Source organism: Brevibacterium marinum, assembly GCF_011927955.1.
GTDB classification, from domain to species: Bacteria; Actinomycetota; Actinomycetes; order Actinomycetales; family Brevibacteriaceae; genus Brevibacterium; species Brevibacterium marinum.
Genome location: NZ_JAATJN010000001.1, coordinates 604,897 through 629,263 on the forward strand (window position 1 = coordinate 604,897; position 24,367 = coordinate 629,263).

Genomic DNA, 24,367 nt, shown 5'->3' on the forward strand with positions numbered 1-24,367 from the left:
GGCACAACGCCCCTCAGCCCGAGTACACCTGCTCCCCGCCGACATAGGTCGCGCGCACGTCGATGTCGGAGATTCCGTGCGGGTCGATGGTCAGCGGGTTGTCCCCGAGGACGGTGAAGTCGGCGAGGTATCCCGGTGCCAGTCGGCCCTTGTACGATTCCTCCCCCGATGCCTCGGCGGATCCGAGGGTGAAGATCGACAGCGCCTCCGCTGCCGACACCCTCTGGGATTCGCCGACGGTGACCCCGTCGTCGACTCCGGTCCGGGTGACCAGGGACTGCAGTCCGAACAGCGGTTGGTACGGCCCACACGGATAGTCCGAGGAACCGGCCACCGTCACGTCCTTGTCGAGGAATGACCGGTGGGCGAACATCCGCTGCATCCGCTCCTCGCCGTACCAGGAGTTCAGTGCCCCACCGTGATAGCCCGGGTAACCGGCGAAGGGAACCGCAATGGCGCCGAGGCGGTGCATCCGCTCGAGGATGTCGTCGTCGATGAGGCTGCAGTGTTCGATCCGGTGCCGCAGTCCCGGTCGCGGGATCCGACGGGAGACATCCTCGAAGGCGTCGAGGACGAGTCGGATCGCGGCGTCGCCGTTGGCGTGGACGCCGATCCGGTTGCCGTCTGCGTGGACGCGTTCGACGTTGGCCCGCAGCTCTTCGGTCGAGGTCGTCTGCACGCCCTGATAGGCGGGATCAGTGAAGGGTTCGGACAGCAGACACGTCCGCCCGCCGATGGCTCCGTCGAGGAACGCCTTGACGCCGATCAGTCGAAGCCGGTCGTCGCCGAATCCACTGCCCACACCGAGGTCGACGGCCCTGTCGTAGTGATCGATGGACAGGAGCATGCCGATCCGCAGGTTCAGCGCATCCTGCCCGCGCACGGCAGAGATTATCGCAATGTCCTGGGGGCTGATGAGCGCATCGCAGACCGAGGTCAGTCCCGCGGCATTCCACTTCGCGATCGTCCGCGCGGCACCGAGCTGCAGGTCTTCTGCCGTGTCGCCGGGAATGAAGCGATCACCGCGGGCCGTGGCCGGCATGAGGACATTCATCAGCGCCCGTTCGATGAGCTTCCCGTTGAGTCGCCCGTCGGGGTAGCGGTCGTAACGTCCGCCGTCGGGATCGGGCGAACCCTCGTCGATGCCCAACCACCGCAGTCCGGCGGAGTTGACCACGCCCCAGTGACCGGCGACATGGTTGACCAGGACCGGGACTTCGGGAGCGATCCGGTCGAGTTCGTCGCGAAGGACGATCCCGGTCTTCTCGTCGTCGTAGCGGCTGCCCTTGATCCACTCGCCCGCCGAGGTTGCTCCCACCTCGGCGGCGATCGTGTCCAAGAGTGCGGGGACCGTCCGGACCGCCTCGTGGGACAGGTCGAGGTGGAGGGCATCACCGGCCGTCAGGGCGAGGTGGATGTGGGCGTCGTTGAGACCGGGGATGATCGTCGAGTCACCGAAGTCGAGCACCTCGGCGCCGGGGAATCGGTCCCTCAGCTCGGCCAGTGTTCCGGAGGCGGTGATGATCTCTCCGGTGACCGCCAGCGCTTCGGGTTCTCGGGCCGAGTCACGCGTCGGGCTGGCAGCCGAGTCTCGGGCCGCTAGGGATCTCTGGGCGCCTGACCGCGTCTTCGCCTGCGACACGATCGAGTTCGCGCGCACGATCGTCGGTGTTCTCTCCTCCATCGGAAACTCCGTCCTTGCAGCTCATATGGTTGCGGCCATGGTGCCACGTCCCACCACGTCCCATCCGGATGACTCGGAGCCTGAGACGCTCGCTCAACGCTGAGTCAGGTTTTCACCTCGAGGCAACAGCGAAAACCTGGCTCAGCGTTGAACGACGGGCAGTATGTATCGAACGGGAGGCCCGTGATCACCTGTCAGTCGTCGAGCAGGGCCGCCGCGTACATGGGGCGGGCAGCGTCGGGGCTCGGCGGGTGGAATAGTCCGGCGGTCGCATCCCGGTAGAGGCGGGAGAGTTCGTGGCCGTTGTCGAAGGCCGACCCGCCGGAGCACATGAGTGCGGTCTCGGCCGCGCTCCGGGCCGCATCCGAGGCCTTGATCCGGGCTCCCACCAGGCGCAGCGGCCAACCGGCGCCGTGGTCGACGAGTGCGTCGAAGTCCCTCGTATAGGCATCGAGCATGGCAGGAACGGTCAGATAGTCGAGATGTGCGTCGGCAAGGCGGGCGCGGGTCTCGGGCACCTCGGCGAAGGTGCTTCCGGCCTTCGCGGACGTGCGCTTCTTCAGCCCGGCGGCGCCGAGTTCGAGCGCCCGGGCGGCCACGCCTGCGTAGACGGAGGCGATGAGCAGCTGGAAGTTGCTGGTGATCGCGAAGGTCAGCGGGTCGGGATGCTTCCCGGCCGGGATGGTGCGGGAGACGCGCTCGGGACGCATCGGCACCTGGTCGAGGATCGTCGCCCGCGACTGCGAGGCCCGCATGCCCATCACGTCCCAGTGTTCGGAGACCGTGATGCCCTCGGCCGAGCGTTCGATGAAGCCGTAGACCAACGAGCCTTCGGCGGGTTCACCGGCGTCGGGGCCGGCGATGGACTCGTCATCGCGGTTGATCGCACCGTGGACGATCATCCGCGTCCACACGGGTGAGAGCGAGGTGAAGATCTTGACCCCGGTGAGCAGGTATCCGCCGTCGGCGGTGGGTTCGGCTTCCGTGTTCGATCCCTGCATGACCCAGTCGTTGGAGGGTTCGGAGATGCCGAAGGCGAAGATCTCACCGGCCATCACCTCCTCGAACACCCAGTTCAGGGAGGCGTCGCCGCGGTCGTTGAGAGCCTTGACGACTCCGGTGCACATGAGATGCATGTTGATCGCCAGGGCCGTGGCCGGAGCCGCGGCGGCCAGCCGCTGCTGAAGACGCGAGACCTCGTGCAGGCTCAGCCCCGGACCACCGTAGGCATCGGGCACGAACAGGGTGAGGTAGCCGAGCGACTTGAGCTCCTCGAGGTCCTCGTCGAAGAACCGGTTCTCCCGGTCGTAGACGCCCGCGCGTTCGCGGAAGCGCTCACACACCTCGGCGGGGAGATATTTCTCGGCCAGCTCGCCGAGGTGGGTCTCACGGTCGGTCATGATGTCTCCTTGCTCGTGGGGCAGTTGCGGGCGGGGGCCAGCGAGTCGAGGCGGCACGTCCAGGTGAGGGCCGCCGCAGCACGATCGCGCCGTTGTGCCCGCCGAAGCCGAACGAGGTCGACAGGACGGTGTCGACCGGTTCACCGGTCCCGCTTTCACGACCACCGGCATGCCCAACAGCACGAGAGTCACCCGCGACGATGTCCCAACCCTCGAATTCCAGATCGCCGAGGTTGAGCGTCGGCGGCAGCGTCTGCTCGGCCATCGTTCGGATGGCGATGAGGGCTTCGACCACGCCCGAGGCGCCGAGGAGGTGGCCCGTAGACGACTTCGTGGCGCTGATCGGGATCGAGTGCGCAGGGGCGCCGAGGGCGGCGTCGAAGGCGCTGAGCTCCGCCGCATCGCCGGCGGGTGTTCCGGTGGCGTGGGCGTTGATGTGGTCGATGTCGGCAGCATCCAGTCCGGCATCGACCAGGGCCTCAATCACCGCCGCGGCCGCACCCCGCCCCTCGGGATGCGGGTTCGTCGGATGGTGGGCGTCGCTGGCGGCACCGAATCCGACGAGCTCGGCAAGGACCGTAGCTCCACGTGCTTCGGCCCCGGCCTCGGATTCCAGCAGGATCGCGGCAGCTCCTTGGCTCATGACGAACCCGGAGCGTGATCTGTCGAAGGGGCGGCTGGCCGAGGTCGGATCGTCCTCGAATCCGGCGGCGAGCGCCCGCATGTTCGCATTCGAAGCGAGGTTGACCGCGTTGAGACAGTCCTCCATGCCGACGACGAGCACTGCATCGGCGTAGCCGTGGCGGATTCGGCGCAGTCCCTCGCCCAGGCCGACGGCCCCACTGGCGCAGGTCGCCGAGACTCCCTGTCCGGGTCCGCGGAAGTCGAAGCGCTGACTCAGCAGTGCCGCGGCCGAGTCGGGGGCACCATGGATCGCCAGGGTCAGCGGCACGGAGCGCGGCCCACTCTCCAGCAGTGAACGCGTCGCGGCCTGCATGGCATCGACGGGCCCGGAGCCGGTCGCGGCGATGACGGCGACCCTGGAGCGGTCCCAGGGGAGATCGTCGGCTTTCGGGGCAGCGCCGGTCTTCGGCTCGGCGGTCGGGGTCATGATGCCGGCCTGTGCCAGGGCCTGATCGGCTGCGGCGATTGCCCAGTGCTGAACCGGGCTGAGACGACGGGCGAGCGCTCGGGGCAGGAGGACCTCGGCGTCGAAGTCTCTCACCTGTCCGCCGATGCGCACGGCCAGATCCTCGAACTGCTGCCCCTCGAGCCGGCCGATTCCGCTCCTGCCCGCGACCACGGAGTCCCAAAGTGTGTCGACGTCGTTGCCGCTGGGAGTGATCGCACCCATTCCCGTGACGACGACCCGGCGGCTCGCCGTATCCCGTGCCTTGCGGTTCTCGGTTGTCCGCGCGCTCACAGTCGCTGTCCCTGTCCGTCCATGATGAGGTCAACGGTTTCCGCCCGCCGAATCTTCCCGCCGACCGTCCTGGGCAGGCGCTCGAGCCGATAGATGCGACGGGGAACGAACTGCGACGCCAGGCGGTCCCGTGCGTGAGCGATGAGTGCGGTCTTGCCGGGGCCGGACTCCGAGGTACCGGAACCTGTCCCCGAGGCACCGGGGCCGGACTCCGGGGCAGAGGCGCCGCCTTCGATGACGAGTGCGATGATGCTGCCCAACGAGGTGTCGTCGATGGCGATCGCGCACACCTCGCCGAGGTTCGCATACGTCTCGAACGCCCGCTCCACCTCGGGCAGCGAGACCTTGTGGCCTCCGGTGATCGCGATGTCTCCGGCCCGGCCCGCCAACTGCAGCATTCCGTTCTCGATCCGCCCCTGGTCATCGACGGTGGCCCATCCGTCAGCACCGCGCAGCACGGCGTCGGTGGTGCCGGTGACGTAGCCGTACGAGCAGGCCGCTGCCCGGATCCACAGTGTGCCGAGCTCACCCTCGGGGACCTGCCTACCGGACTCACTGCGGATCTGCGCCCCGATGCTCGGGTAGATGGTGATCCACGTGCCGTCGCCGTCCCGGCTGTCTCCGATGAATCCGATCTCGGCAGCACCGTAGTAGCTGATGAGGCGCGTGCTCGGCAGGATCTCGCCGAGGCGCTCGCGGATGCTGGCCGGCAGGTTGGCTCCCCCGGTGACGACGAGGTCGAGTCCGAGGAAACGCTCGGGGTCACGGCGGGCCGCCTCGGCGAGGGCGCGGACGACGGCGGGGACGGCGACGACGCGGGTGATGGCCTCCGCGGCGATGCGTCTGCCCATCGTGATCGGGTCGAACTCGTCGGCGACGTGGACGCTGCCTCCGGTCGCGAGGCTCTCGATGACGGCGTAGAGCGTGAGGCTGTAGGAGACCGGGCCGGGCGCCAGGGTCGCGACGCCGGGCAGCGGATCGAGGTGGGCCGCGGAGACCGCGACATTGTCCCGGTACTGTTGGCGCGTCTTGATGAAGGCCTTCGGACTGCTCGTCGTGCCCGAGGAGAAGAGCATGAGGAAGGGTTCGGCTGCGTCGCGCACGGTGGGCGCGGGAGCAGAATTTGCACATGCGGGGTGTGCAGACGCGTCCGCGACGACGGCCGCCTCGCGGGCGCGGAAGTCGGCGAAGCTGATGACCGTGCCGGTCCAGTCGGAGGCGGCGAGCGCCTCGGCGAGGGCGGGCGAGTCACTGATGACGAGGCCGATTCCGGTCGTGCGGATGACGCCGAGCTGGTGAGCCAGCGGCCAGCGCGGGTCGATGGCCGCGGACACCGCGCGGAACCCGGCGAGCCCGGCGATGATGCGGGAGGTGTGAAACGCCGAGGTGGTGCTGATCGCAGTGATGGGGATGCCGTCGGTCTCCGGCGCGGAGGTCGGCGGGTCGGCCTGTGCGCGATGCAGTTCGTCGACGACGGCGAACATCCGGCGGGAGTCCTCAACGAGTTCGGAGTACGTCAGGGATTCCTCGGCACCGACGAGGGCGAGCTGCTCGGTGTCTCTCCCGGCGACGTCGAGGATCATCGAAGTGATCGGCACGTATGAACCTCCTGATGTTCGTGGCAGACCGTGTCGGAGCAAGCGGGTCGGTGCACCGGTGCCGGGGCGATCCGCATCAGCACAGTCCGTATCGGTGTGCCCCGACCGCCCCTCCCACAGTACAACGTGGTCAAATCACTCTCAGCAGATCCTCAATTCCAAATACTTTGCTGTATTCGAATACTATGAAGTATACTGAATTCATGACCACATCCCGCCATCCCCGCCTGACGCGCAGAGAGAGCCAGCAGGCCACCCGCCGACGCCTCATCGAATCGGCGGCACAGCTGTTCGCGGAGCACGGCGTCCGCGGCACCTCCCTCATCGCAGTCGCCGAGAATGCCGGATTCAGCCGCGGAGCGATCCACGGCAACTTCTCCGACAAGGACGAGCTCGCCTCGGCGGTCATGAAGTTCGTGATCGAAGACCTCGGGCCCGAACTCACTCGGGCGCTGGGGTCGCGGGCGTCGACCAACGAACGGCTCGCCACCTATATCTCCACGCACATCGACTACTGCCGACGCGAACCGACTCGGGCCGCGGCCATCATCGCGGCCGTGGGCTACCTCGGCAGGAAGGTCGACCGCACGCAGCACCACGATCGGCGCTCGGCGTCCTATGGTCAGCGCTCGGCCGATTCTGTCGCAGAGCTCGTGGCACTCTTCGACGAGGGCCAAAGCAGAGGAGAGATGCGCAGTTTCGACGTGACCACGATGGCCCTGTCGCTGCGCTCGGTCCTCGACACGGCAGTGCCCGCCCACACCAGCATCGATGCGAACGAGATCGTCGCGCTCTTCGACCACGCCACGCGCAGCACTGACAACGCAGATCCAGAGGGAACACATTCATGATTCGCAACTACCGCACCACCGTCCGCGGCCGATTCACCGACCTCGACGACATCCAGCGCGCGTCCCTGCATGCTGCGCAGGAAGACCACGATATGTTCGCCGCGAGTTTCACGCCGGAGGGAACGTTCCTCTACACACCGCAACTGCTGAACTATCAGCACCGATTTCTGCTCACCATCGATGAGGCGAGCCCCGATGACGCCGAGGTGTCCGCTGGCATCCGAGCCGAGGAGCTCTCCGATGCCGATCTCGCCGCGCGTGGCCTCGGCGGCAGGATCGTCGATGTCTCATCGGTGTGCATCGAGGATGTCACAGTGCGTTCGGGGGCACGCCGATGAACTCTGAGCATCCGGAGTACGAGACCGCGGACGCAGCACCCAGCCTCGAGGCCACACTTGTTCTGGCCTGGGCGAAGAGCTCACTGGACACCGCGATCGGCACTGCGCTCTCCCGTGTGGGACTCTCCCTGGATGACCTCCGCCGGCTGCGCAGCATCGGCGCGCAGCCCCAGGGTCTGACCCGGGAGGACCTCGCCGAGGCGATGGGCGAGTCCCGATCGCATGCAGTGCGTTCCAGCCTGCCTCTGGTCAAGCTCGGCTGGCTCTCGCGTGCGGAGTCCGGCGAGTTCGCCCTCACCGATAGCGGCCGAGCACTCATCGACCAGGCCGAAGGTCTTGCCGAGAAGGCGGCACACCGCTGGTTCACCGACACCGGGCTCAATCCGACAGAGGTGATCTCGGCCGTAGGATCTGGCCGCTTCCCTCACTCCGGTCCACCGTGAGATCTACCGTCGAAACCTGAGTCCTCCCGCGCTGCACCTGAATGCAGATGAATGCGGCGGCGATCATGGCGACACCGGCCCCCGCCATCAGGACGCCGGTGTCCACCTCGTGCAGGGCAGCGAAGACTGTGACTCCCAGAGCTCCGCCGAGGTTGCGCGCCGTGCTTCCCGCACCCGAGGCGAATCCCGACCTCTGCGGCAGGGCATGCATGGCCGCTGCCACGATCGCGGGGGTGAGGGTTCCGACTCCGACTGCCCACACGAAGAGTGCGGACCACAGGCCCCACAGCCCTGCACCGGAGATCGTCAGACCCATCAGCCCGAGCCCTATGCCACCCACGACGAGCCCCAGAGCGCTCGTTCTCCAGACGCCGAGGCGGTTGCTGACCCGCGATGACAAGGCCCCGAAGAACGGCATCGGAAGCAGAGCAGGCAGGGTGGCCAATCCCGCCTGCAGCGGACTCAGGCCTCGACCGTCCTGGAAGAACTGGGTGAGCAGGAACAGAGTGCCGAGAACACAGAAATTCATCATGGCAGCGACGACGCAGGCGAGCATCAGCCTCGCCCGCGATGAACTCACCGACGGGGCAGCGACTGGCGGCAGCCCTGTGCCCGAAGCAGACTCGGGAGACGGTGCGGACTCGGCAGACGGTGCGGAGTCGGGCGCGGCGGGGCGCTCAGATTCCCGAACTCTCCCGCCGCTTCCGGACCGCGACGCCCCGCCCCTCGGAGAGGATGCAAGAATCGGGATGACAGCGATGAGAATGATCGGCAGATTCAGCCAGAACACCGCTCTCCAGTTGCCCACATCGACGAGCAGCCCTCCCAGCAGAGGCCCGAGGGGAAGGGCGATACCGCCCAGCGCGGCCCACAGACCGACGAGCCTGCTTCGTTCTCTCTCGTCCGCGGCCGATTCCGAGAGCATCGCCAGTGTTCCGGTCATTGTCGCGGCCGCACCGACGCCCTGGAGGGCGCGAGAACTTACGAGCAACTCGATCGTCGGTGACAGCGAACAGGCCAGCGAGCCGAGGAAGAAACAGAGGAAACCGAATATCACAATCCGGCGGTGACCCCAACGGTCCCCGATCGCCCCGATCGCCAACAGCAGCGCGGCCAGGACGAAGGTATAGGCATTGACGACCCCGGCCATCCCCGTCTGACCCGCACGGAGGTCGACGTTGATCTGCGGCAGTGCGACATTCACCACTGTCACATCGAGGAGGACGAGGAAGTACCCGGCGCACAGGCCGAGGATGAGCATTCTGGGCATCCGTCTCGCCTCATTCGTGGGTTCGCTCGTCGGTCAAGGACGCCACAGACGCTATCGAGCGCCTCTGTGCGTGTCGAGATCCCGACGAACCTCACCCACTGTGCCCGCAGCTCCCACCATCGAAAAACGGGTTGAGTGCCGAGGCACGCCCGTGCGCAGGCGCGTCTCGGCACTCAACCCGTTTATCGGCGAGAGCTGAGCTCATCAGCGTCACTCAGCCACGTAGTACATCCGCTTGTTGACGAACTCGTCCATGCCGTAGGGTCCCAGCTCGCGGCCGAAGCCCGAGCGCTTGGTGCCGCCGAAGGGGATCTCCGCACCCTCACCGGCGGGGGTGTTGACGTTCGACATGCCCACCTCGAGGCCCTGGGCGAGCTTCGCGGCGCGCTCTTCGTCCTTGGCGAACACGGCGCCGCCGAGCCCGAAGCGGGTGTCGTTGGCGAGCTTGAGGGCCTCGTCGTCGCTGCTCACCTTGTACACGGTGGCCACGGGGCCGAAGAGCTCCTCACGGTAGGCGTCCATGTCGGAGGTGACTCCGGTCAGCACGGCCGGCGAGACGTAGGCCGAACCGTCCGATGCCAGCTCGCCGCCGACGAGTGTCGCACCCTGTTCGACTGCGCGGTCGAGCTGCTTGCGCAGGTTCTCAGCCGCACCACGCGAGGACAGTGGCGAGTACTTGCCGTCGCCCGCCTCGGCGGGGGTGCCCTTCGTCCAGTCCTGAGCGCGCTTGGTCAGTCCGGACACGAAGTCTTCGTAGATGTCATCCATGACGATCATGCGCTTGTTCGCATTGCAGACCTGGCCGGTGTTGTAGAGGCGGGTGCCCCAGGCGGTGTCGACTGCCTCGTCCATGTCGTCCGTATCGAGGACGATGTAGGGATCGGAGCCGCCGAGCTCGAGCACGGCCTTCTTGAGGTTCTTGCCGGCGGTGGCCGCCACGGCCGAACCGGCGCGCTCGGAACCGGTCAGCGACACACCTTCGAGCCGATCATCGGCGATGATGGTCTCGACCTGCTCATGGGTGGCGTAGACGTTGTTGTACACGCCGTCGGGGATGCCGGCTTCCTTCATGATCTCGGCGATCTTCGCCGAGGAGCGCGGACAGATCTCGGCGTGCTTGAGGATGATCGTGTTGCCGAGCACGAGGTTGGGTGCCGCGAAGCGGGCGACCTGGTAGTACGGGAAGTTCCACGGCATGATGCCCAGCAGCGCGCCGACGGGACGGCGCTGGATGAATGCCTTGCCGCCCGACATCGACTTGATGGGCTCGTCGGCGGCGAAGTCCGGTCCGTTGTCCGCGTAGTAGTTGAAGATCTCCTCGCAGAATTCGGCCTCTTCGATCCCTTCCGCGACGGGCTTGCCCATCTCCTCGGCGATGATCTTCGCGAGTTCTTCCTTGTGCTCTCCGAAGAGTGCGGCGACCTCGTTGACGATCTTTCCGCGCTCCTCGGTCGTCTTCTCGCGCCAGCTCAGGAAGCCCTTGTGAGCTGCATCGAGGACCTTTTCGATCTGCGCGTCGGTGGCGGTGTCGAACTTCTCGACGACTTCGCCCGTGGCCGGGTTCTCGACACGGTAGCCGCCTGCAGCACTGCCTACATTGCTCATTCCAGACTCCTTTGACTAGTGGCGCCCGATGGCGCCGGTTAAGGCGTTGTGCATCGCTGAACACCGTCGCATTCGACGGATCGCGTATGCTTGCCTCTCACGCTATCAACACGTGACCGGCGCAACAAGTGGCGGAACCTGGGGGAATCATCAGTCTCTGATCCGACCCGCCGGCCCCGTAGGGCCTTTGCGGAATCCGCATGACTTACTACTGAATTCGCACAGACAGGTGAGTGCGGTCACGGTTTCGGCAACCGCGACTTCACGCGACTGATCCCGGAGACCTCGCAGGCCGTCCCTGACCGGTGAAGCCGTACGGACTCAGCGGGCACCGAGGAGTCGGGAGATCTCATCGGCCGCCGCGATCGCGGAATCGGAGAACTGCTCGATCGACGTACCCGGATGTTCCAGTGCGATCGACGAGATCGACAGACCGTGGGTGACTTCGCCGGTATGATTGCGGATCCCTGCAGACACACAGACGGTCCCCGACTCGTTCTCCCCGATGTCGGTGGCGAATCCGCGCTCGCGCACACGCTCCAGCTCCGCTGACAGCGCATCGGCGGTCGTGATGGTCTGCGCCGTGCGGGCAGGCAAGCCGACGCGCTCGATGAATTCCGCGACGCGACTCGGCGACCACGTCGCCATCACGGCCTTGCCCATTCCGGTGCAGTGCAATGGCATGCCGTGTCCCACGCGGGACTTCATCTGGTACGGCTTGGATGCATCGCGGCGGATGAGATAGAGGATCTCCTCGCCGGTGGCAACGCCCACATGGATCGTGCAGTCGACCTCCTTCACCAATCGATCGACGGTCGGGCTCGCCAACTGGGCAATGTCCACGGAGGCGATCGCGCGGCCCGCAATCGACAACATGGCCGAGCCGGCACGGTACCCGTGCTCTCCGTCGCCCATGATGTAGTCGCTGGCCACAAGTGTGGCCAGGATCCGGTGAACAGTCGCCTTGGCGAGTCCCGAGGCGGCGACGATGTCGGTGAATCGTGAATGCTCGAGCGCGGCAGCGAGCACACTCATCGTCTTCTCGCTGGCGCTCTTCTGTCCTATTGTGTCGTTCACATTCGCCTCTCCCGCGTGATTACGAAGTCCCGCACGTCTATAATACTGATAGAACTAAGTTTTGCTGGACAGAACTAACTGATGACATTCATCGAGGAGGGGCAGGATGCACACGACCCAACGGATAGACGTGTTCGACGGTCAGAAGTTGGTGCCGTTGGCGGCCCCGGCTGACCCTGCGCAGACTCTCGCACTGCACCGAGGACTTCTGGACGGCGGCCTGAACATCGTCGAAATCGGCCTGCGCACCCCTCACGCGATGACGGCGCTGTCCGAACTTGCCGCGGACGGTGATCTCATCGTCGGGGCGGGCACGGTCATGAACGGCTCGCAGGCGAACGAGGCTCTGTCCGCCGGGGCACAGTTCCTCGTGTCTCCGGGCTTCGCCGACGACATCCTCGGCGTGGCAATCGATAACAACGTGCCCTATGTACCCGGTGTCGCGACCGCGACCGAGGTTATGCGCTCATGGCAGGCAGGCCTGCGTCTGGTGAAGCTGTTTCCAGCCAACATCCTCGGTGGGCTCAGATACATCGATGCACTCGGATCAGCCTTCCGAGACGTCTCCTTCATGCCCTCGGGAGGAGTCTCCCCCGACACCCTTGCCGAGCATCTGGCCCACCCGGCTGTGGCCATGGTCAGCGGCAGCTGGATGACCTCGTCGACGACTCTGGATCGCGGCGCCGCCGAGGTCGCGGGCACCGTACGTGCAGCCTTGGCGACCACCTCAGACATCGGCGCTCGAGCATGAGCGGCCTCGTCACGGCCGGAGAGAGCCTCGCCCTCATCTACACGAGGAACACAGGCGGTCTCGATGTTCTCTCTGAGGCAGCCGTCAGTTTCGGCGGAGCGGAGAGCAACGTGGCAATTGCGGCAGCTCGCCTCGGCGCCGACGTGTCCTGGGTCGGCCGGATCGGAGACGATGCCTTCGGTCGCCGGATCACACGCACCATCCGCGGCGAAGGGATCGACGTGTATGGCGCTCTCGATTCCACGGCACCGACCGCGCTGATGGTCAAGGACCGCCCGTCGCTCGGCCGCACACGTGTCGTCTACTACCGGACCGGCAATGCCGGGAGCCGTCTGTGCGTCGAGGACCTCCCTCAGCCGGCACTGGAGTCTGCGGAGATCTTTCACTTCACGGGCATCTCCCTGGCCTTGGGTGACCAAGTGGCCCGAACAGTCCTCACCGCCGCGCGGACCGTCCGCGAGGCCGGAGGCTGTGTCTCATTCGACCTCAACTATCGCTCGAAGATGTGGACACATGAGTCGGCGGAGCCGGCATTTCGTGAAGCCATCGGGCTCTCGGACATCGTGTTCGCAGGAGATGATGAAGCCGCGATCGCTGTCGGGAGTGGTTCTGTCGGCGAATTGGCGCAGCGGATAACAGCGCTCGGCCCGCAGGAGGTTGTGATCAAGCTCGGTGATCGTGGCGCCTACGCCCTCGTGGGTGACGAGACAGTGCAACAGCCGCCGTTCCTCGTTGAGGTCGCGGACACCGTCGGCGCCGGAGATGCCTTCGTCGGCGGCTACCTGACAGAGCGTCTGGCCGGTCTCGACCTGAAGAGCCGAATGCGCACGGCGGCAGCGGCAGGAGCATGCGCGTGTCGTGGCGATGGCGACTGGGAGATGATGCCGACCCGCCGCGACATCATGGAACTCACCACGGGAGGCGACCCGGTCTCGCGCTGAGCCGCAGGCCGGGTCTCGAGCCCGGCTTCGCCACGGCTCCGGCACTCGCCTATGCCGGGCTCGACTACTCCGAGGGTTCGATCTTCGCGCCCTCGCGCTTGACCTCCTCGAGCGGCCACAGCTTCTCATAAGGCTGCCCGGTGAGCTTCTCCAGGCGAGTGCGAGTCTGAAGGTCGACGTCGGCCTTGGCCCCGCCCGCTTCGAGACGGCCGATCTCGGCCAGAAGCACCGAGTGCGCCTGCTTGTCGAGGTGGAAGCGCCGCGAGACCACGAACGCGATGATGATGAGTATCAGCGGAGCGAAGATTGTGACCGCTGCAATGGCACCGGACACTCCTGCGGGCTGAACGAGCACACACTCACCGGTGCAACCGGCGTCGACAGGGACTCCACCGCTGGTTCCCGGTTTCATGAAGCCGGACGCGTCGATCAACCCGCCGACGATGAGTGAGCCGATGGCACCGGTCGACTTCCGTCCGAAGGTCATAACCGCCGCATAGATTCCGGCCCGGTGTTCTCCCGTCATCAGATAGTCCACGTCGGGAATGAACGGATAGACATTCCAGGGCGTGAACTCAAGCAGAGCTCGGCCGATCTGATACGCGACGCCGACGATGATGAGCAAGACGATCGTGGACTGCGGCTGGAACACGTATATCGCACCCAGTGAGAGCAGAGTCGCCGTGATCAAAGTGTATGAGGTCGCATAGAGGAAGCGGGGGCCGCGTGCGACCATGAGGAACCCGGCAATGATCGTGACCGGCAGACCCACGATGCCGAGAGCCTGCAACGTGAGACCGAAGGTCTCACTGCTGGCGATCGAATACACCACGAAGAAAGTCAGAGCACTGGAGAAGACGTCCTTGGCGGTGAACGAACTCAGGTAGATGACCAAGTGCTTGACGAAGGCTCGATTGCGGAAGGTGCTGCCGGCCTGGATGACAGTGGTCTTGAGGGTGAGCCAGAGACTCTGTCTGGGCTGTGCCTCGAGCTGCGCAAGGTATTCCGGTGTGATCTTTCGTTCCCAGGTGGTGAAATAGGCGATCGCGACGCCGAGGGCGAACAGCACCGACAATGCCGTCCCGGCAATGAGGTAGGCGTGCGGATCGCCCGTTGCCTGGATCGCTGCAGGCAGCGCGAACACCAGGAAGGTTCCGCATGCTGAGAAGAACATTCGAGTTGCGGACAGCTTCGTGCGGTCGGTGTAGTTCTCGGTCATCTCGCTGGGCAGCGTCTCCCAGGGGATGAGGATGATCGCCATGATCACCTCCACTGCGAGATAGACGACCAGGTAGTACCAATAGCCCTGGCCCGCTATCCACAGCAGCGGGAAGACGAGGAGGACCAGGGGTGCGCCGATCATCAGGAAGAAGTGTCGGCGGCCGAATCTGCGACCGAGTCGAGTGCGGAAGAAGTTGTCCGTCAGCGGCCCCACGAGCACGCTGACGACGGCGTCGACGATCCTCGCAATGAACAGGATCGATGCGCCCTGCAGCGCCGAGACCCCGCCGTAGTTCGTGAAGAAGAACAGCATGAGTCCACCGACGATGGTGTTCCATCCGCCGCCCATGAGGTCGACGACACCGTAGCCCATGCTGCGCACGATCGTGATCGGCCTCGCGGTGTATACCCGTGCGCCGGAGTAGTCGCGCTCGCTTCGCTTCGAGGCAGTTGCATCGGTGTGCATGTCAAGCAGGTCCCTTCGTTGGTCCTCGAACAAGTCAGCGACACTGCCGACATTGTTCTGTACTACGGAACTGTGATCTGTAGTACGGATTGACACTAAAGCTCAGAGAACATGAATGCAAGCCCCCTCACGCACCAATTGCTCTGCCGAATCGAGTATCGTGGTCACGTATACAGACCTGAGGTCCGTCAGGTGGAACCGAAAAAGCTGAGACACACTGAGGTGGCGATCGATTATGAGCGGCCGGAGAACACGTGAAGGCGCAAGCACCCAGCGCTCTTTCCTCGATGCAGACTTTCTGCTGGAAACCGAGACTGCACAGCGACTGTTCGATGCCACCGGCGACCTGCCCATCGTCGACTACCACTGCCACCTCTCCGCCCAGGAACTCGCCGACGACCGACGGTTCGCGTCGATCACCGAAGTATGGCTGGAAGGCGATCACTACAAGTGGCGCCTGATGCGGGGCGCGGGAGTGGACGAGCGCCTCATCACAGGTGACGGCTCGGACTGGGAGAAGTTCGAGGCGTTCGCCGACGTCGTCGGTCGAGCCATCGGCAACCCCGTTCAGCACTGGTCCCACCTTGAGCTCCAGCGCTTCTTCGGAATCCACGATGTGCTCAACGCATCAAGCGCTCGCGCCATCTACGATGCGGCGAACTCGAGGTTGCGCGAAGACGACTTCAGCGCCCGAGGGCTGGTTCGGACCAGCCGGGTCGAGGTCATCTGCACGACGGACGATCCCCTGGACTCGCTCGAACACCATCAGGCCCTCGCCGCAGCCGAGGACTTCGACACCCTCGTCGTCCCAGGGTTCCGGCCCGACGGGGTGCTGCGCATCGAGAGGGACGAGTTCGCGCCCTATCTCGAAAAGCTCGGCGCTGTGACCGGAGGACCGATCACCGACTTCAGTGGGCTCGTCTCTGCTCTGGAACAGCGGGTCGCCTACTTCGCGGAGCGAGGAGGGACGGTCTCCGACCAATCACTGGAGGTATTCCCGAAACAGCCCTCCACCGACGCCGAGGCGGAGGCAATACTCGTGCGGCGCCTCAGCGGCGAGCGGCTCACCGAATCCGAAGCCGCATCGTTCCGGTGGGCAGTCCTCCACCACCTGGCGAGAATCTACCACCGGCACGACTGGGTGATGGAGCTGCACCTCAACGCGCTGCGAGACGCAAATCCGCGCGCACTGCACGAGATCGGTTCGGACAGCGGGTTCGACGGGATCGGCGAGGACGCTCCGGTGCAGGCGCTGCAGAGGTTCCTCGGCGAACTCGCCGAAGCGGACGAGCTGCCGCGGACTCTCCTCTTCACGGTCGACGAGAAGCAGAACAAGCAGCTCGCCGTGCTCGCCACCTGTTTCCCCGGTCCCGGAACCGCCGGAAAGGTGCAGTTGGGCAATGCGTGGTGGTTCAATGACACGATCGCAGGAATGTCGGATCAGATCCGAACCTTCGCCGAGGTCGGATATCTGCCGGCAGCGGTCGGCATGGTCACCGATTCGCGCTCGTTCCTGTCCTACCCACGGCACGAGTACTTCCGACGCATCGTCGTCGACCTCGTGGGGCAGTGGGTCGATTCGGGACAGGTCCCCGCCGATCACGACACCCTCATCGAGATTCTGCGCGACGTCTTCCATGACAATGCGGTGCGCTTCTTCCGATTCGATGCGGCACTGCAGGGCGGGAGATCATGAGTCTCGCTCTCGACTCCGATTCCTTCGACCGATTCGACGAATTCTCAGCCGCAGGTTTCCGGGTTCCGCAGTTCGACCCTCGCGTGATGCGGAAGGCGACGACTGCGGCGCCGACCTGGGTCCACCTCGGTGCCGGCAACTTCTTCCGCAGCGTTCATGCGATTGTGGCGCAGGCGATGCTCGACGGCGGTCATGAGACCGGGATCGTTCTTGCGAATCTCCGAGATCACACCGTGGTGGAGAACTCGCGTCGGACCGATGACCTCTTCGTCAACGTCGTGATGAACGCCGACGGAACCATCGACCCAGCCCTCATCGCCTCCGTCGCCGAGAGTGCGCAGCTCGCGTCAGATGCCGCCACAGGTTGGGACCGAATGAGCGCGGTGTTCAGGCAGTCGTCGTTGCAGCTCGTCACGCTCACGATCACGGAGAAGGGATACCAGACGGTCGACGCGTCCGGGGAAGCCCTTCCCGAGATCGCGGACGACGTCGACTGCGGTCCTGCTCGGAATCGGACCGCGATCCCTGCCTTGGCGTCCCTTCTGCTCACCCGGTTCCACGCAGGAGGCACTCCCATCGCATTGATGAGCACGGACAACTTCTCGGACAACGGCGACCGGTTGGCCCAAGCGGTGCGCAGCATCGCTGATCTCTGGGTCGCGTCCGGGCAGGCACCGGCCGAGTTCGCAGACTATGTCAGCGATCGGCAGCGGGTCGCCTATCCATCGACCATGGTCGACCGGATCACTCCGTCCCCCTCGCCCGCGGTCGCGGCAATGCTTGCCGAACGCGGCCTCATCGGCGCAGATGTCCGCGAGCGCAGCGGAGGCGGCCCGCTCGCGTCGTTCTCCAACACCGAGAGCACCAGCTACCTGGTCGTCGAGGATGACTTTCCCAACGGGCGACCGCCGTTCGAGCTGGCCGGCGTGCTGGTGGGCGACAGAGAGCTGGTCAGCAGAGCCGACCGGATGAAGGTGTGCACATGCCTCAACCCGCTGCATACCGCAATGGCGGTGGTCGGGTGCCTGCTGGGCTTCACCCGGATCGCGCACATGATGGACGACTGTGACATCAGAGCGCTCGTCGAGGGCGTCGGGCGACACGAGGGGCTGCCGGTTGCGGACACTCCGTCGGGCCTCGACCCTGCAGCCTTCCTGGCGGAGGTCATCGATGTTCGGCTTCCCAATCCCGGTCTTCCCGACTCGCCGCAGCGCATCGCCACGGACACCTCGCAGAAGCTCGGCATCCGCTTCGGCGAAACGATCAGGCGACACGTGGATGTCGGCGATGCGCAGCATCTGACCTGGATCCCCTTCGCGATCGCGGCCTGGGTCAGATATCTCCTCGGCGTCGACGATGATCTTGCGCCCTTCGAGCGCAGCCCAGACCCCCTGCTGCCCGCGATAGACAATCGTCTGAAGGGTATGCGCATCGGTGATCCTGAGACCGCTTCGAGCGCACGAGACCTGCTCGCGGATGAAGCGATCTTCGGAGTCGATCTCGTCTCCGTCGGGCTCGCTCCGACGGTTGAAGGCCACCTCGGTGCGATGCTGGCCGGAGCCGGGGCAGTACGCAGAACGTTGCACAGACTCGCCGATTCCACTCGCCCCGAACACACAGCGAAACCCTCAGCCGCAGCAAGGAGCAATCACTCATGAGAATGTCATTCCGCTGGTTCGGAGCCCAGGACGACCCCATTTCGCTCACGCACATCCGGCAGATCCCGGGCGTCGGGGATGTGGTCGGTGCACTCTATGACATCCCGACCGGAGAAGCCTGGCCCGAGCACCGGATCGCCGAGCTCAAGGCGCAGGTGGAGGACGCCGGGCTGAATCTTCAGGTCATCGAGTCGGTCAACATCCATGACGACATCAAGATCGGTCTGCCCAGTCGTGACCGGTACATCGACAACTACCGAGAGACGATCCGCCGGCTCGGCAAGGCGGGCATCTCGGTCATCTGCTACAACTTCATGCCGGTCTTCGACTGGCTGCGCACTGACCTATGGTACGAATTGCCCGACGGCTCGCAGACGATGCAGTACGACCGGTCGGTCTCCGAGTCGATCTCCCCGGAATCGCTCCTGGAACAGTACACGGCAGGCTCATCAGATCTGAGTCTTCCGGGCTGGGAGCCGGAACGTCTGTCCGATCTGCGGAGCCTGTTCGCCCAGTACGAGGGAGTGGACGCGAACACGCTTCGTGAGAACCTCAAGTACTTCCTCGAAGCGATCATGCCCGTGTGTCAGGAGGCCGGTGTCTCGATGGCGATCCATCCGGACGATCCGCCCCATCCTCTTTTCGGCCTGCCCCGCATCGTCTCCGACCGTGACGACCTGCGCTGGATCGTTGACGCTGTGGACAGCCCGCACAATGGGCTCACCCTCTGCACCGGAAGTCTCGGTGCCAACCGGGCCAATGACGTCGTCGACATCATCGAGGAGTTGGTCCCGGAAGGTCGTGTGCCATTCGCGCATATCCGCAATATCCGGTGGCAGGACGAGGGACGCTTCTATGAGTCGGCACATCTGTCGTCGGAAGGTTCTCTGGATCTGCACCAGATCGTTCGCGCCTTCCATCGTGCCGGCTTCGACGGTGTCATCCGGCCGGATCATGGGCGCATGATCTGGGGCGAGACGGGGCGGCCCGGATACGGGCTCTTCGACCGGGCCCTCGGTGCCGCTTACCTCAACGGGCTCTGGGAGGCCGCCGACAAGTCCCCCCTCCTGAAAGAGCGACCGGCTCAGAAGATCGAGCTGTAGGCGTTGAGCGCCAATTGGCCGCCGAGGTGGGCGTAGAGGACCGTCGAGTCCTTCCCCACCGTGCCCTCGCCGACGAGGTCGAGCAGCCCGGCCATCGACTTGCCCTCGTAGACGGGGTCGAGGATGACGCCCTCGAGCTGCGCGGTGGTGCGGATCGCATTCACCGTCGATTCCTCGGGAATGCCGTAGGCCGGTCCCTCCCAGCCGGGTCGGATGTCGACCTCATCGTCTGTGATCCCGCGGCCGAGGCCGATGAGCTCTGCAGCGTTGTTCGCGATCCGCTTGACCTGGTCTCGGGTCTTGTCCAGTGTCGCCGAGGCGTCGATGCCGATGACCTGTCGCCTCGGCCCTCCTGCCGCCTCGAGCGCGGCGAACCCGGCGATCATCCCCGCATGGGTCGAGCCGGTGACCGTGCACACGACGATGGTGTCGAAGAAGACGCCGAGCTCCTTCTCCTGCTCCGCGACCTCGTGGGCCCAGTTGACGAAGCCGAGTGCGCCGAACTTGTGCTCGGAGGCACCTGCCGGGATGGGGTAGGGCCTGCCGCCGGCGGCTTCGACCTCGGCGATCGCGTTCTCCCAGCTCGACCGGATGCCGATGTCGAATCCGGCCGAGTCGAGACGCACATCGGCGCCCATGATGCGGGAGAGCTCGATGTTGCCGACCTTGTCGTTGACCGGGTCGTCCCAGTCGACCCAGCGCTCCTGCACGAGCCGCGACTTCAGTCCGAGGTGCGCCGCGACGGCCGCGACCTGCCGAGTGTGGTTCGACTGATAGCCGCCGATCGACACGAGCGTATCGGCACCGGAGGCGAGGATGTCGGGAACGATGTATTCGAGCTTTCGGGTCTTGTTTCCGCCGAAGGCGAGTCCGGAGTTGACGTCCTCGCGCTTGGCCCAGACCCCGGCCCCGCCGAGGTGGGCGCTCAGTCGCTTGAGCTCGTGGACCGGGCTGGGCCCGAAGGTCAGTGGATAGCGCTCGAAATCGGTGATCGCCATGGTGTCCTCTTCGACTCGTGGTGCCGTTCGACTCGTGGTGCCGAGTCAAACAGTGCTTGTGATATGCAATATATTGCATTCTGGTTAGGACTACAATGAGTCGCAAGTGAAGTCCCACATGCCAGGACCGAGCCCCTGACGGACTGATTGCTCACCTGACGGACAGAAAGGTCGCCGGTGCCGATTCCCACGAACATGCCGATCCCCCAGCGAAGGCTGCTGCGTGACGACGTCTATCGCTCGATCCGCGACGCCATCGTCCGCGGACAACTGGCTCCCGGGGAACAGCTGCGCGACCAAGAGCTCGGTGCCTGGCTGCAGGTCTCCCGCACTCCGGTTCGCGAGGCCCTTCAGCGGCTGACCCAGGCGGGCCTCGTCATGGCCGAGCCGGGACGGATGACACGTGTGGCCCCGGAGAATCCCGAGTCGGTCGTCAACGCCCGACAGATCGCGGCCCAACTGCACGCCCTCGCGATGAGTCTCGCCTTCCCGAAACTGGTGGCAAAGGACATCGACGACATGGAGGCCGCCAACGAGGACCTGAGGTCGGCACTGGGAGATGCAGCCTCGAGCGCCTCCGACATCGATGCGGCCATCTGCGCCGATGACGCGTTCCACGAGGCAGCCCTGTCACGCTGCGGCAATCCGCTCATCCCCGACCACCTCGAGGTCGTCACGGCGACCCTGCGGCGTGCCGAATACCTGCACTTCGACTCGGCCAAGGGTTCGGACTCACCCGAGCAGCACGCGCAGATCATCGCCGCCATCCGCGCCGGCGACCGTGACCGCGCAGTGGCTCTGACCAGCGAGAACTGGTCCGCACTCACAAGCAACCGCACTGAGTGACGAACTGACGGCCCGGCCCGCCCCACTATCCGGCGGAGTCCCAAGCGAGGAGATGAGCGAGCCTCTGCGCGCCCACTTAAGTCATCAAGTGATTAAATGACTCGTGTATAGTGGCGCCGACGATCACCGACGATCAAAGGAAGAGAATTGCCTTCAACGACGAAACGCAGACTGTCCATCGCTCTCGCTCTGACGCTCCTGCTCGGCCCCACGCTGCCCCTCGCCCCACAGCCCGCGGCCTCAGCCACACCCACAGCGGCAACATCAACCGCAACGTCAACACCAACCTCAGCCACACCATCAACCGCGGGCGCAAGAGACGGATCGCCCCAGACCGAACCCCGCCTCTCACGCGGGTGCGGGGTCGAACAGAAGTCCGGGAACGACCAGGGCACGATCACCTCGGCGGGGGACGAACGAACCTACCGGATCAACATCCCGCGCGACTACGACGCCACCGTCCCGACTCCTCTCATCCTGGGCTTCCATGGCAGAGGCTCGGACGGCGCCGAATTCCAGAACTACACGGGGCTGCCCGATCTGCCCGCCATCACGATCTTCCCCGACGGAGTCCGCACGGACGGGAAGCGTTCCTGGCAGGGCGCACCGTATGCCGGCGGCGCCGATGACGTGCGCTTCGTCGCCGACCTCCTCGATTCGGTCGAGGACGAGTTCTGCATCGACCTGGATCGCGTCTATGCGACAGGCAAGTCGAACGGCGGAGGCATGGTCTCGGTCCTCGCCTGCCAGCTGCGAGACAGGTTCTCCGCCTTCGCGACCGTTGCCGGCGCCTACTATCCGCAGTCGTTCGCCGGCTGTGACTACTCAGAGCCGACGCCGATGCTTGCCATCCACGGCACCGGCGACTCCACCATGCACTACGAGGGAGGCGAGCGCCAGGGAGAGACCTACCCCTCCGTGCACGAGTGGCTGCAGCCCTGGGCCGAGACCGCCGACTGTGGAGAGCCGAAGGACAGGAAGGTCGGCAGGAAGGGCGAGAAGGTCGTGCGCACCACATGGCAGGACTGCCGCGACGGTGCGGATGTCGAGCTCTACACCGTCGCCGAGGGAGGTCACGTCTGGCCGGGCGAGACCATGTACAGCGGCGGCGGGTACGTGACCGAGGACTTCTCCGCGACCGAGACGCTGTGGGATTTCTTCAGCGACCACTCGAGAAGCAATACCTCCACCGAATCTGCGGGAGCCGTCGGACCTGCGGGAGCGGCCGGCTCGGAGTGACCCTTGACACGCTATTCACTAAGTGATTAGATGACTTAAACACTTGAAGGAGAGTGACATGACACCACCCATCGGACTCGTCGAACGACTCACCCGAGACATCGTCGACACGATTCGCTCGCAGGACCTGCAGCCCGGACAGACGCTGCCCTCGGCCAAGGCGCTGGCCGAACGCTTCGAAGTCACCGTCCCCACTGTCCGGGAGGCGCTGCGCCGCCTCGAAGCCACGGGGTCGGTCGAGCTCAAGCACGGCTCAGGGACCTACGTGCGGGAGGCGATCAACCGTCGCATCCTCGACAATCCGCACTATGTGCCCATCGACCTCGCGGCCGCCATCGAACTGCTCGACGCTCGGATCGCCATCGAACCCGGCATCGCGGAACTCGCAGCGAGCGTGCAGGGCGAAAGCGCCGTGCAGACCATGGAGACGGCGGTCGACAATGCCCTGCAGCTGCACACCGAGGTGCCAGCCGGTCATTTCCACGTGGAGCTGGCAAAGGCGTCGGGCAATCGCGCGCTGCACGAGATGCTCGTGTCCCTGCTGGCCATCCACTCACGCACTCAGCAGGCGGCCCGCTTCACCTACGATCGGCTTCGCGACCACGACGAGCACGCGGACATCCTCGACGCGATCAGACGCGGCGACGGCCTCGAAGCATCACATCGGACGCGCAAGCACCTCGAGAGCATCAGGGCAGCCGTCCTCGCCGACTGGTCTGCCCACACCGACGACAGCGATATCGCCGAGGCGAGCGCACAGTCCGAATCGGACGCCTCACCAGAAGGCACCGAACAGTGACCCGGCAGTCGGTGACGGAGATCCGACCGCATATCCGCAGGTACGGGGAGCTGACCTCGCTCGAAGTCGAAGCCGCGAAGCGGGACGAGGCCCTCCTGATCCTGCCCGTCGGCGCCTGCGAGCAGCACGGCGACGGGCTGCCCCTGAGCACCGACAGCATCCGGGCCGATCATGTGGCCATGGCCGTGGCTGAAGAGCTGGCTGCGGCTGGAGAGTTAACCGTCGGTGAAGAGCTGGGTGTCGGCGAAGAGTCGTGTGCGGCGGAAGGGCCGGCAGGCGACGACACTTCTGACGCAGGCAGGGCCTTCGTGCTTCCGAGCATCGACTACGGGGTGTCCCCTCACCATGGAAACCTGCCCGGCACCATCACACTCGATCCGCGGACCTTCGTCGACATCGTCACCACGGTCGCCGGCCAGATCTGCGACTCCGGCTTCACACGCGTCCTGGTGATCACCGGCCACGGGGGCAATATGGCGGCCCTCGGCGTCGCCCAACAGGTGCTGCTGAGTACTCATCCAGACCTCGTCTTCGCCTATTCGCCGGTCAGCGCTCTGGCCGCCGAGGCCAACGCTGCACTGCCGCGCACAGAGGTCAGCGGGCATTCCGGAGAATCCGAGACCTCACAGATGCTGGCCATCGACGACCGTCTCGTCGATTCCCCGCGCCTCACCGCGGGAGCCACCGACCTCGCCGATCTCTCACCGCGCGCTCGGCTGAGTCGGACGAAGTCGCCGGCGAGCGCCGTCACCTTCGACCAGTACTCCGAGAACGGGGCCCTCGGGGACCCTCGCACCGCCACAGCCACGGCCGGGGTCGACATCCTCGGCGAAGTCATTGAGAAGCTCGTCGCCTACTCCCGGGAAGTGCTGAGACTATGACTGCCGCTCCCGCGTAGTTCGACACAGGATCACCAGCGCCTTCCACCACCGGATCTCTGCCACATTCCGGATCCGCACC

Annotated in this window: 21 protein-coding genes; 12 read left to right on the forward strand and 9 right to left on the reverse strand. The window is 65.4% G+C overall.

Annotated elements, in window-relative coordinates; translation table 11 throughout:
* Positions 1–13 precede the first annotated feature (13 nt).
* The 4 genes from BKA07_RS02620 to BKA07_RS02635 form a co-directional block, all read right to left on the reverse strand.
* The gene (locus tag BKA07_RS02620) at positions 14–1,684 is read right to left on the reverse strand and encodes an amidohydrolase (RefSeq protein WP_167949525.1); all 1,671 of its coding nucleotides are present in this window, start codon (positions 1,682–1,684) and stop codon (positions 14–16) included.
* A 194-nt stretch (positions 1,685–1,878) separates the two neighbouring features.
* Positions 1,879–3,084, reverse strand: a complete 1,206-nt coding sequence (locus tag BKA07_RS02625; RefSeq protein ID WP_167949526.1) for an acyl-CoA dehydrogenase family protein — start codon at positions 3,082–3,084, stop codon at positions 1,879–1,881.
* On the reverse strand, positions 3,071–4,507 hold the full coding sequence (locus BKA07_RS02630; protein WP_342448971.1) for a beta-ketoacyl-[acyl-carrier-protein] synthase family protein: 1,437 nt from the start codon (positions 4,505–4,507) through the stop codon (positions 3,071–3,073). Before BKA07_RS02630 ends, BKA07_RS02625 begins: the two co-directional genes overlap by 14 nt.
* Positions 4,504–6,105: an AMP-binding protein gene (locus tag BKA07_RS02635; protein WP_167949527.1), complete on the reverse strand. Its 1,602-nt coding sequence runs from the start codon at positions 6,103–6,105 to the stop codon at positions 4,504–4,506. Before BKA07_RS02635 ends, BKA07_RS02630 begins: the two co-directional genes overlap by 4 nt.
* A gap of 203 nt (positions 6,106–6,308) precedes the next feature.
* On the opposite strand from BKA07_RS02635, the gene BKA07_RS02640 reads away from it, so the two are divergent.
* Genes BKA07_RS02640 through BKA07_RS02650 form a run of 3 tightly spaced genes read left to right on the forward strand, consistent with a single transcriptional unit; the run spans position 6,309 to position 7,737 of the window.
* Entirely contained in the window at positions 6,309–6,956 is a 648-nt protein-coding gene (locus BKA07_RS02640; protein WP_167949528.1) for a TetR/AcrR family transcriptional regulator, read from the forward strand.
* Complete coding sequence (locus BKA07_RS02645) at positions 6,953–7,294, forward strand: DUF6204 family protein (protein ID WP_167949529.1); 342 nt, start codon at positions 6,953–6,955, stop codon at positions 7,292–7,294. The genes BKA07_RS02640 and BKA07_RS02645 overlap by 4 nt, the downstream gene beginning before the upstream one ends.
* Positions 7,291–7,737, forward strand: coding sequence for a helix-turn-helix domain-containing protein (locus BKA07_RS02650; RefSeq protein ID WP_167949530.1), 447 nt, complete (start codon positions 7,291–7,293; stop codon positions 7,735–7,737). The genes BKA07_RS02645 and BKA07_RS02650 overlap by 4 nt, the downstream gene beginning before the upstream one ends.
* Here BKA07_RS02650 and BKA07_RS02655 read toward each other — a convergent pair.
* From BKA07_RS02655 to BKA07_RS02665, 3 genes are all read right to left on the reverse strand, one after another.
* Complete coding sequence (locus BKA07_RS02655; RefSeq protein WP_167949531.1) at positions 7,673–9,007, reverse strand: MFS transporter; 1,335 nt, start codon at positions 9,005–9,007, stop codon at positions 7,673–7,675. The two genes, BKA07_RS02650 and BKA07_RS02655, sit on opposite strands and share 65 nt — an antisense overlap.
* 210 nt (positions 9,008–9,217) lie before the next feature.
* The gene (locus tag BKA07_RS02660; RefSeq protein WP_167949532.1) at positions 9,218–10,612 is read right to left on the reverse strand and encodes an NAD-dependent succinate-semialdehyde dehydrogenase; all 1,395 of its coding nucleotides are present in this window, start codon (positions 10,610–10,612) and stop codon (positions 9,218–9,220) included.
* 321 nt (positions 10,613–10,933) lie between these two features.
* A complete protein-coding gene (locus tag BKA07_RS02665; protein WP_167949533.1) occupies positions 10,934–11,689 on the reverse strand; it encodes an IclR family transcriptional regulator domain-containing protein in 756 nt (251 codons plus the stop codon).
* 106 nt (positions 11,690–11,795) lie between these two features.
* Between BKA07_RS02665 and BKA07_RS02670 the strand changes: the two genes are divergently transcribed.
* Together BKA07_RS02670 and BKA07_RS02675 are read left to right on the forward strand one after the other, a co-directional pair.
* The gene (locus tag BKA07_RS02670; protein ID WP_167949534.1) at positions 11,796–12,440 is read left to right on the forward strand and encodes a bifunctional 4-hydroxy-2-oxoglutarate aldolase/2-dehydro-3-deoxy-phosphogluconate aldolase; all 645 of its coding nucleotides are present in this window, start codon (positions 11,796–11,798) and stop codon (positions 12,438–12,440) included.
* On the forward strand, positions 12,437–13,381 hold the full coding sequence (locus BKA07_RS02675; protein ID WP_167949535.1) for a sugar kinase: 945 nt from the start codon (positions 12,437–12,439) through the stop codon (positions 13,379–13,381). Before BKA07_RS02670 ends, BKA07_RS02675 begins: the two co-directional genes overlap by 4 nt.
* A 64-nt stretch (positions 13,382–13,445) precedes the next feature.
* Here the strand turns inward: BKA07_RS02675 and BKA07_RS02680 are convergent, their stop codons facing one another.
* Positions 13,446–15,068, reverse strand: a complete 1,623-nt coding sequence (locus tag BKA07_RS02680) for an MFS transporter (RefSeq protein WP_167949536.1) — start codon at positions 15,066–15,068, stop codon at positions 13,446–13,448.
* Between the two features lie 235 nt (positions 15,069–15,303).
* Here BKA07_RS02680 and uxaC point away from each other — a divergent pair, with 235 nt between their 5' ends.
* From uxaC to uxuA, 3 genes are read left to right on the forward strand one after another with little or no spacing between them, the layout of a single operon-like run.
* The gene (uxaC, locus tag BKA07_RS02685) at positions 15,304–16,764 is read left to right on the forward strand and encodes a glucuronate isomerase (RefSeq protein WP_167949537.1); all 1,461 of its coding nucleotides are present in this window, start codon (positions 15,304–15,306) and stop codon (positions 16,762–16,764) included.
* Entirely contained in the window at positions 16,761–18,422 is a 1,662-nt protein-coding gene (locus BKA07_RS02690) for a mannitol dehydrogenase family protein (RefSeq protein ID WP_167949538.1), read from the forward strand. Before uxaC ends, BKA07_RS02690 begins: the two co-directional genes overlap by 4 nt.
* Positions 18,419–19,525 carry a mannonate dehydratase gene (gene uxuA, locus BKA07_RS02695; protein WP_167949539.1) on the forward strand — a complete coding sequence of 369 codons (1,107 nt, stop codon included), beginning with the start codon at positions 18,419–18,421 and terminating at the stop codon, positions 19,523–19,525. Before BKA07_RS02690 ends, uxuA begins: the two co-directional genes overlap by 4 nt.
* Here uxuA and BKA07_RS02700 read toward each other — a convergent pair.
* Positions 19,507–20,523, reverse strand: coding sequence for a 1-aminocyclopropane-1-carboxylate deaminase (locus BKA07_RS02700; RefSeq protein ID WP_167949540.1), 1,017 nt, complete (start codon positions 20,521–20,523; stop codon positions 19,507–19,509). The genes uxuA and BKA07_RS02700 overlap by 19 nt on opposite strands.
* 177 nt (positions 20,524–20,700) lie before the next feature.
* Between BKA07_RS02700 and BKA07_RS02705 the strand changes: the two genes are divergently transcribed.
* The 4 genes from BKA07_RS02705 to BKA07_RS02720 all read left to right on the forward strand — a co-directional run bounded on the left by BKA07_RS02705 (position 20,701) and on the right by BKA07_RS02720 (position 24,288).
* Positions 20,701–21,369 carry a GntR family transcriptional regulator gene (locus BKA07_RS02705; protein ID WP_342448972.1) on the forward strand — a complete coding sequence of 223 codons (669 nt, stop codon included), beginning with the start codon at positions 20,701–20,703 and terminating at the stop codon, positions 21,367–21,369.
* 147 nt (positions 21,370–21,516) lie between these two features.
* On the forward strand, positions 21,517–22,608 hold the full coding sequence (locus BKA07_RS02710) for a CE1 family esterase (RefSeq protein WP_167949541.1): 1,092 nt from the start codon (positions 21,517–21,519) through the stop codon (positions 22,606–22,608).
* Between the two features lie 58 nt (positions 22,609–22,666).
* Entirely contained in the window at positions 22,667–23,407 is a 741-nt protein-coding gene (locus BKA07_RS02715) for a FadR/GntR family transcriptional regulator (RefSeq protein ID WP_167949542.1), read from the forward strand.
* Positions 23,404–24,288: a creatininase family protein gene (locus tag BKA07_RS02720; protein ID WP_167949543.1), complete on the forward strand. Its 885-nt coding sequence runs from the start codon at positions 23,404–23,406 to the stop codon at positions 24,286–24,288. The genes BKA07_RS02715 and BKA07_RS02720 overlap by 4 nt, the downstream gene beginning before the upstream one ends.
* The last annotated feature ends 79 nt before the right edge of the window (positions 24,289–24,367 follow it).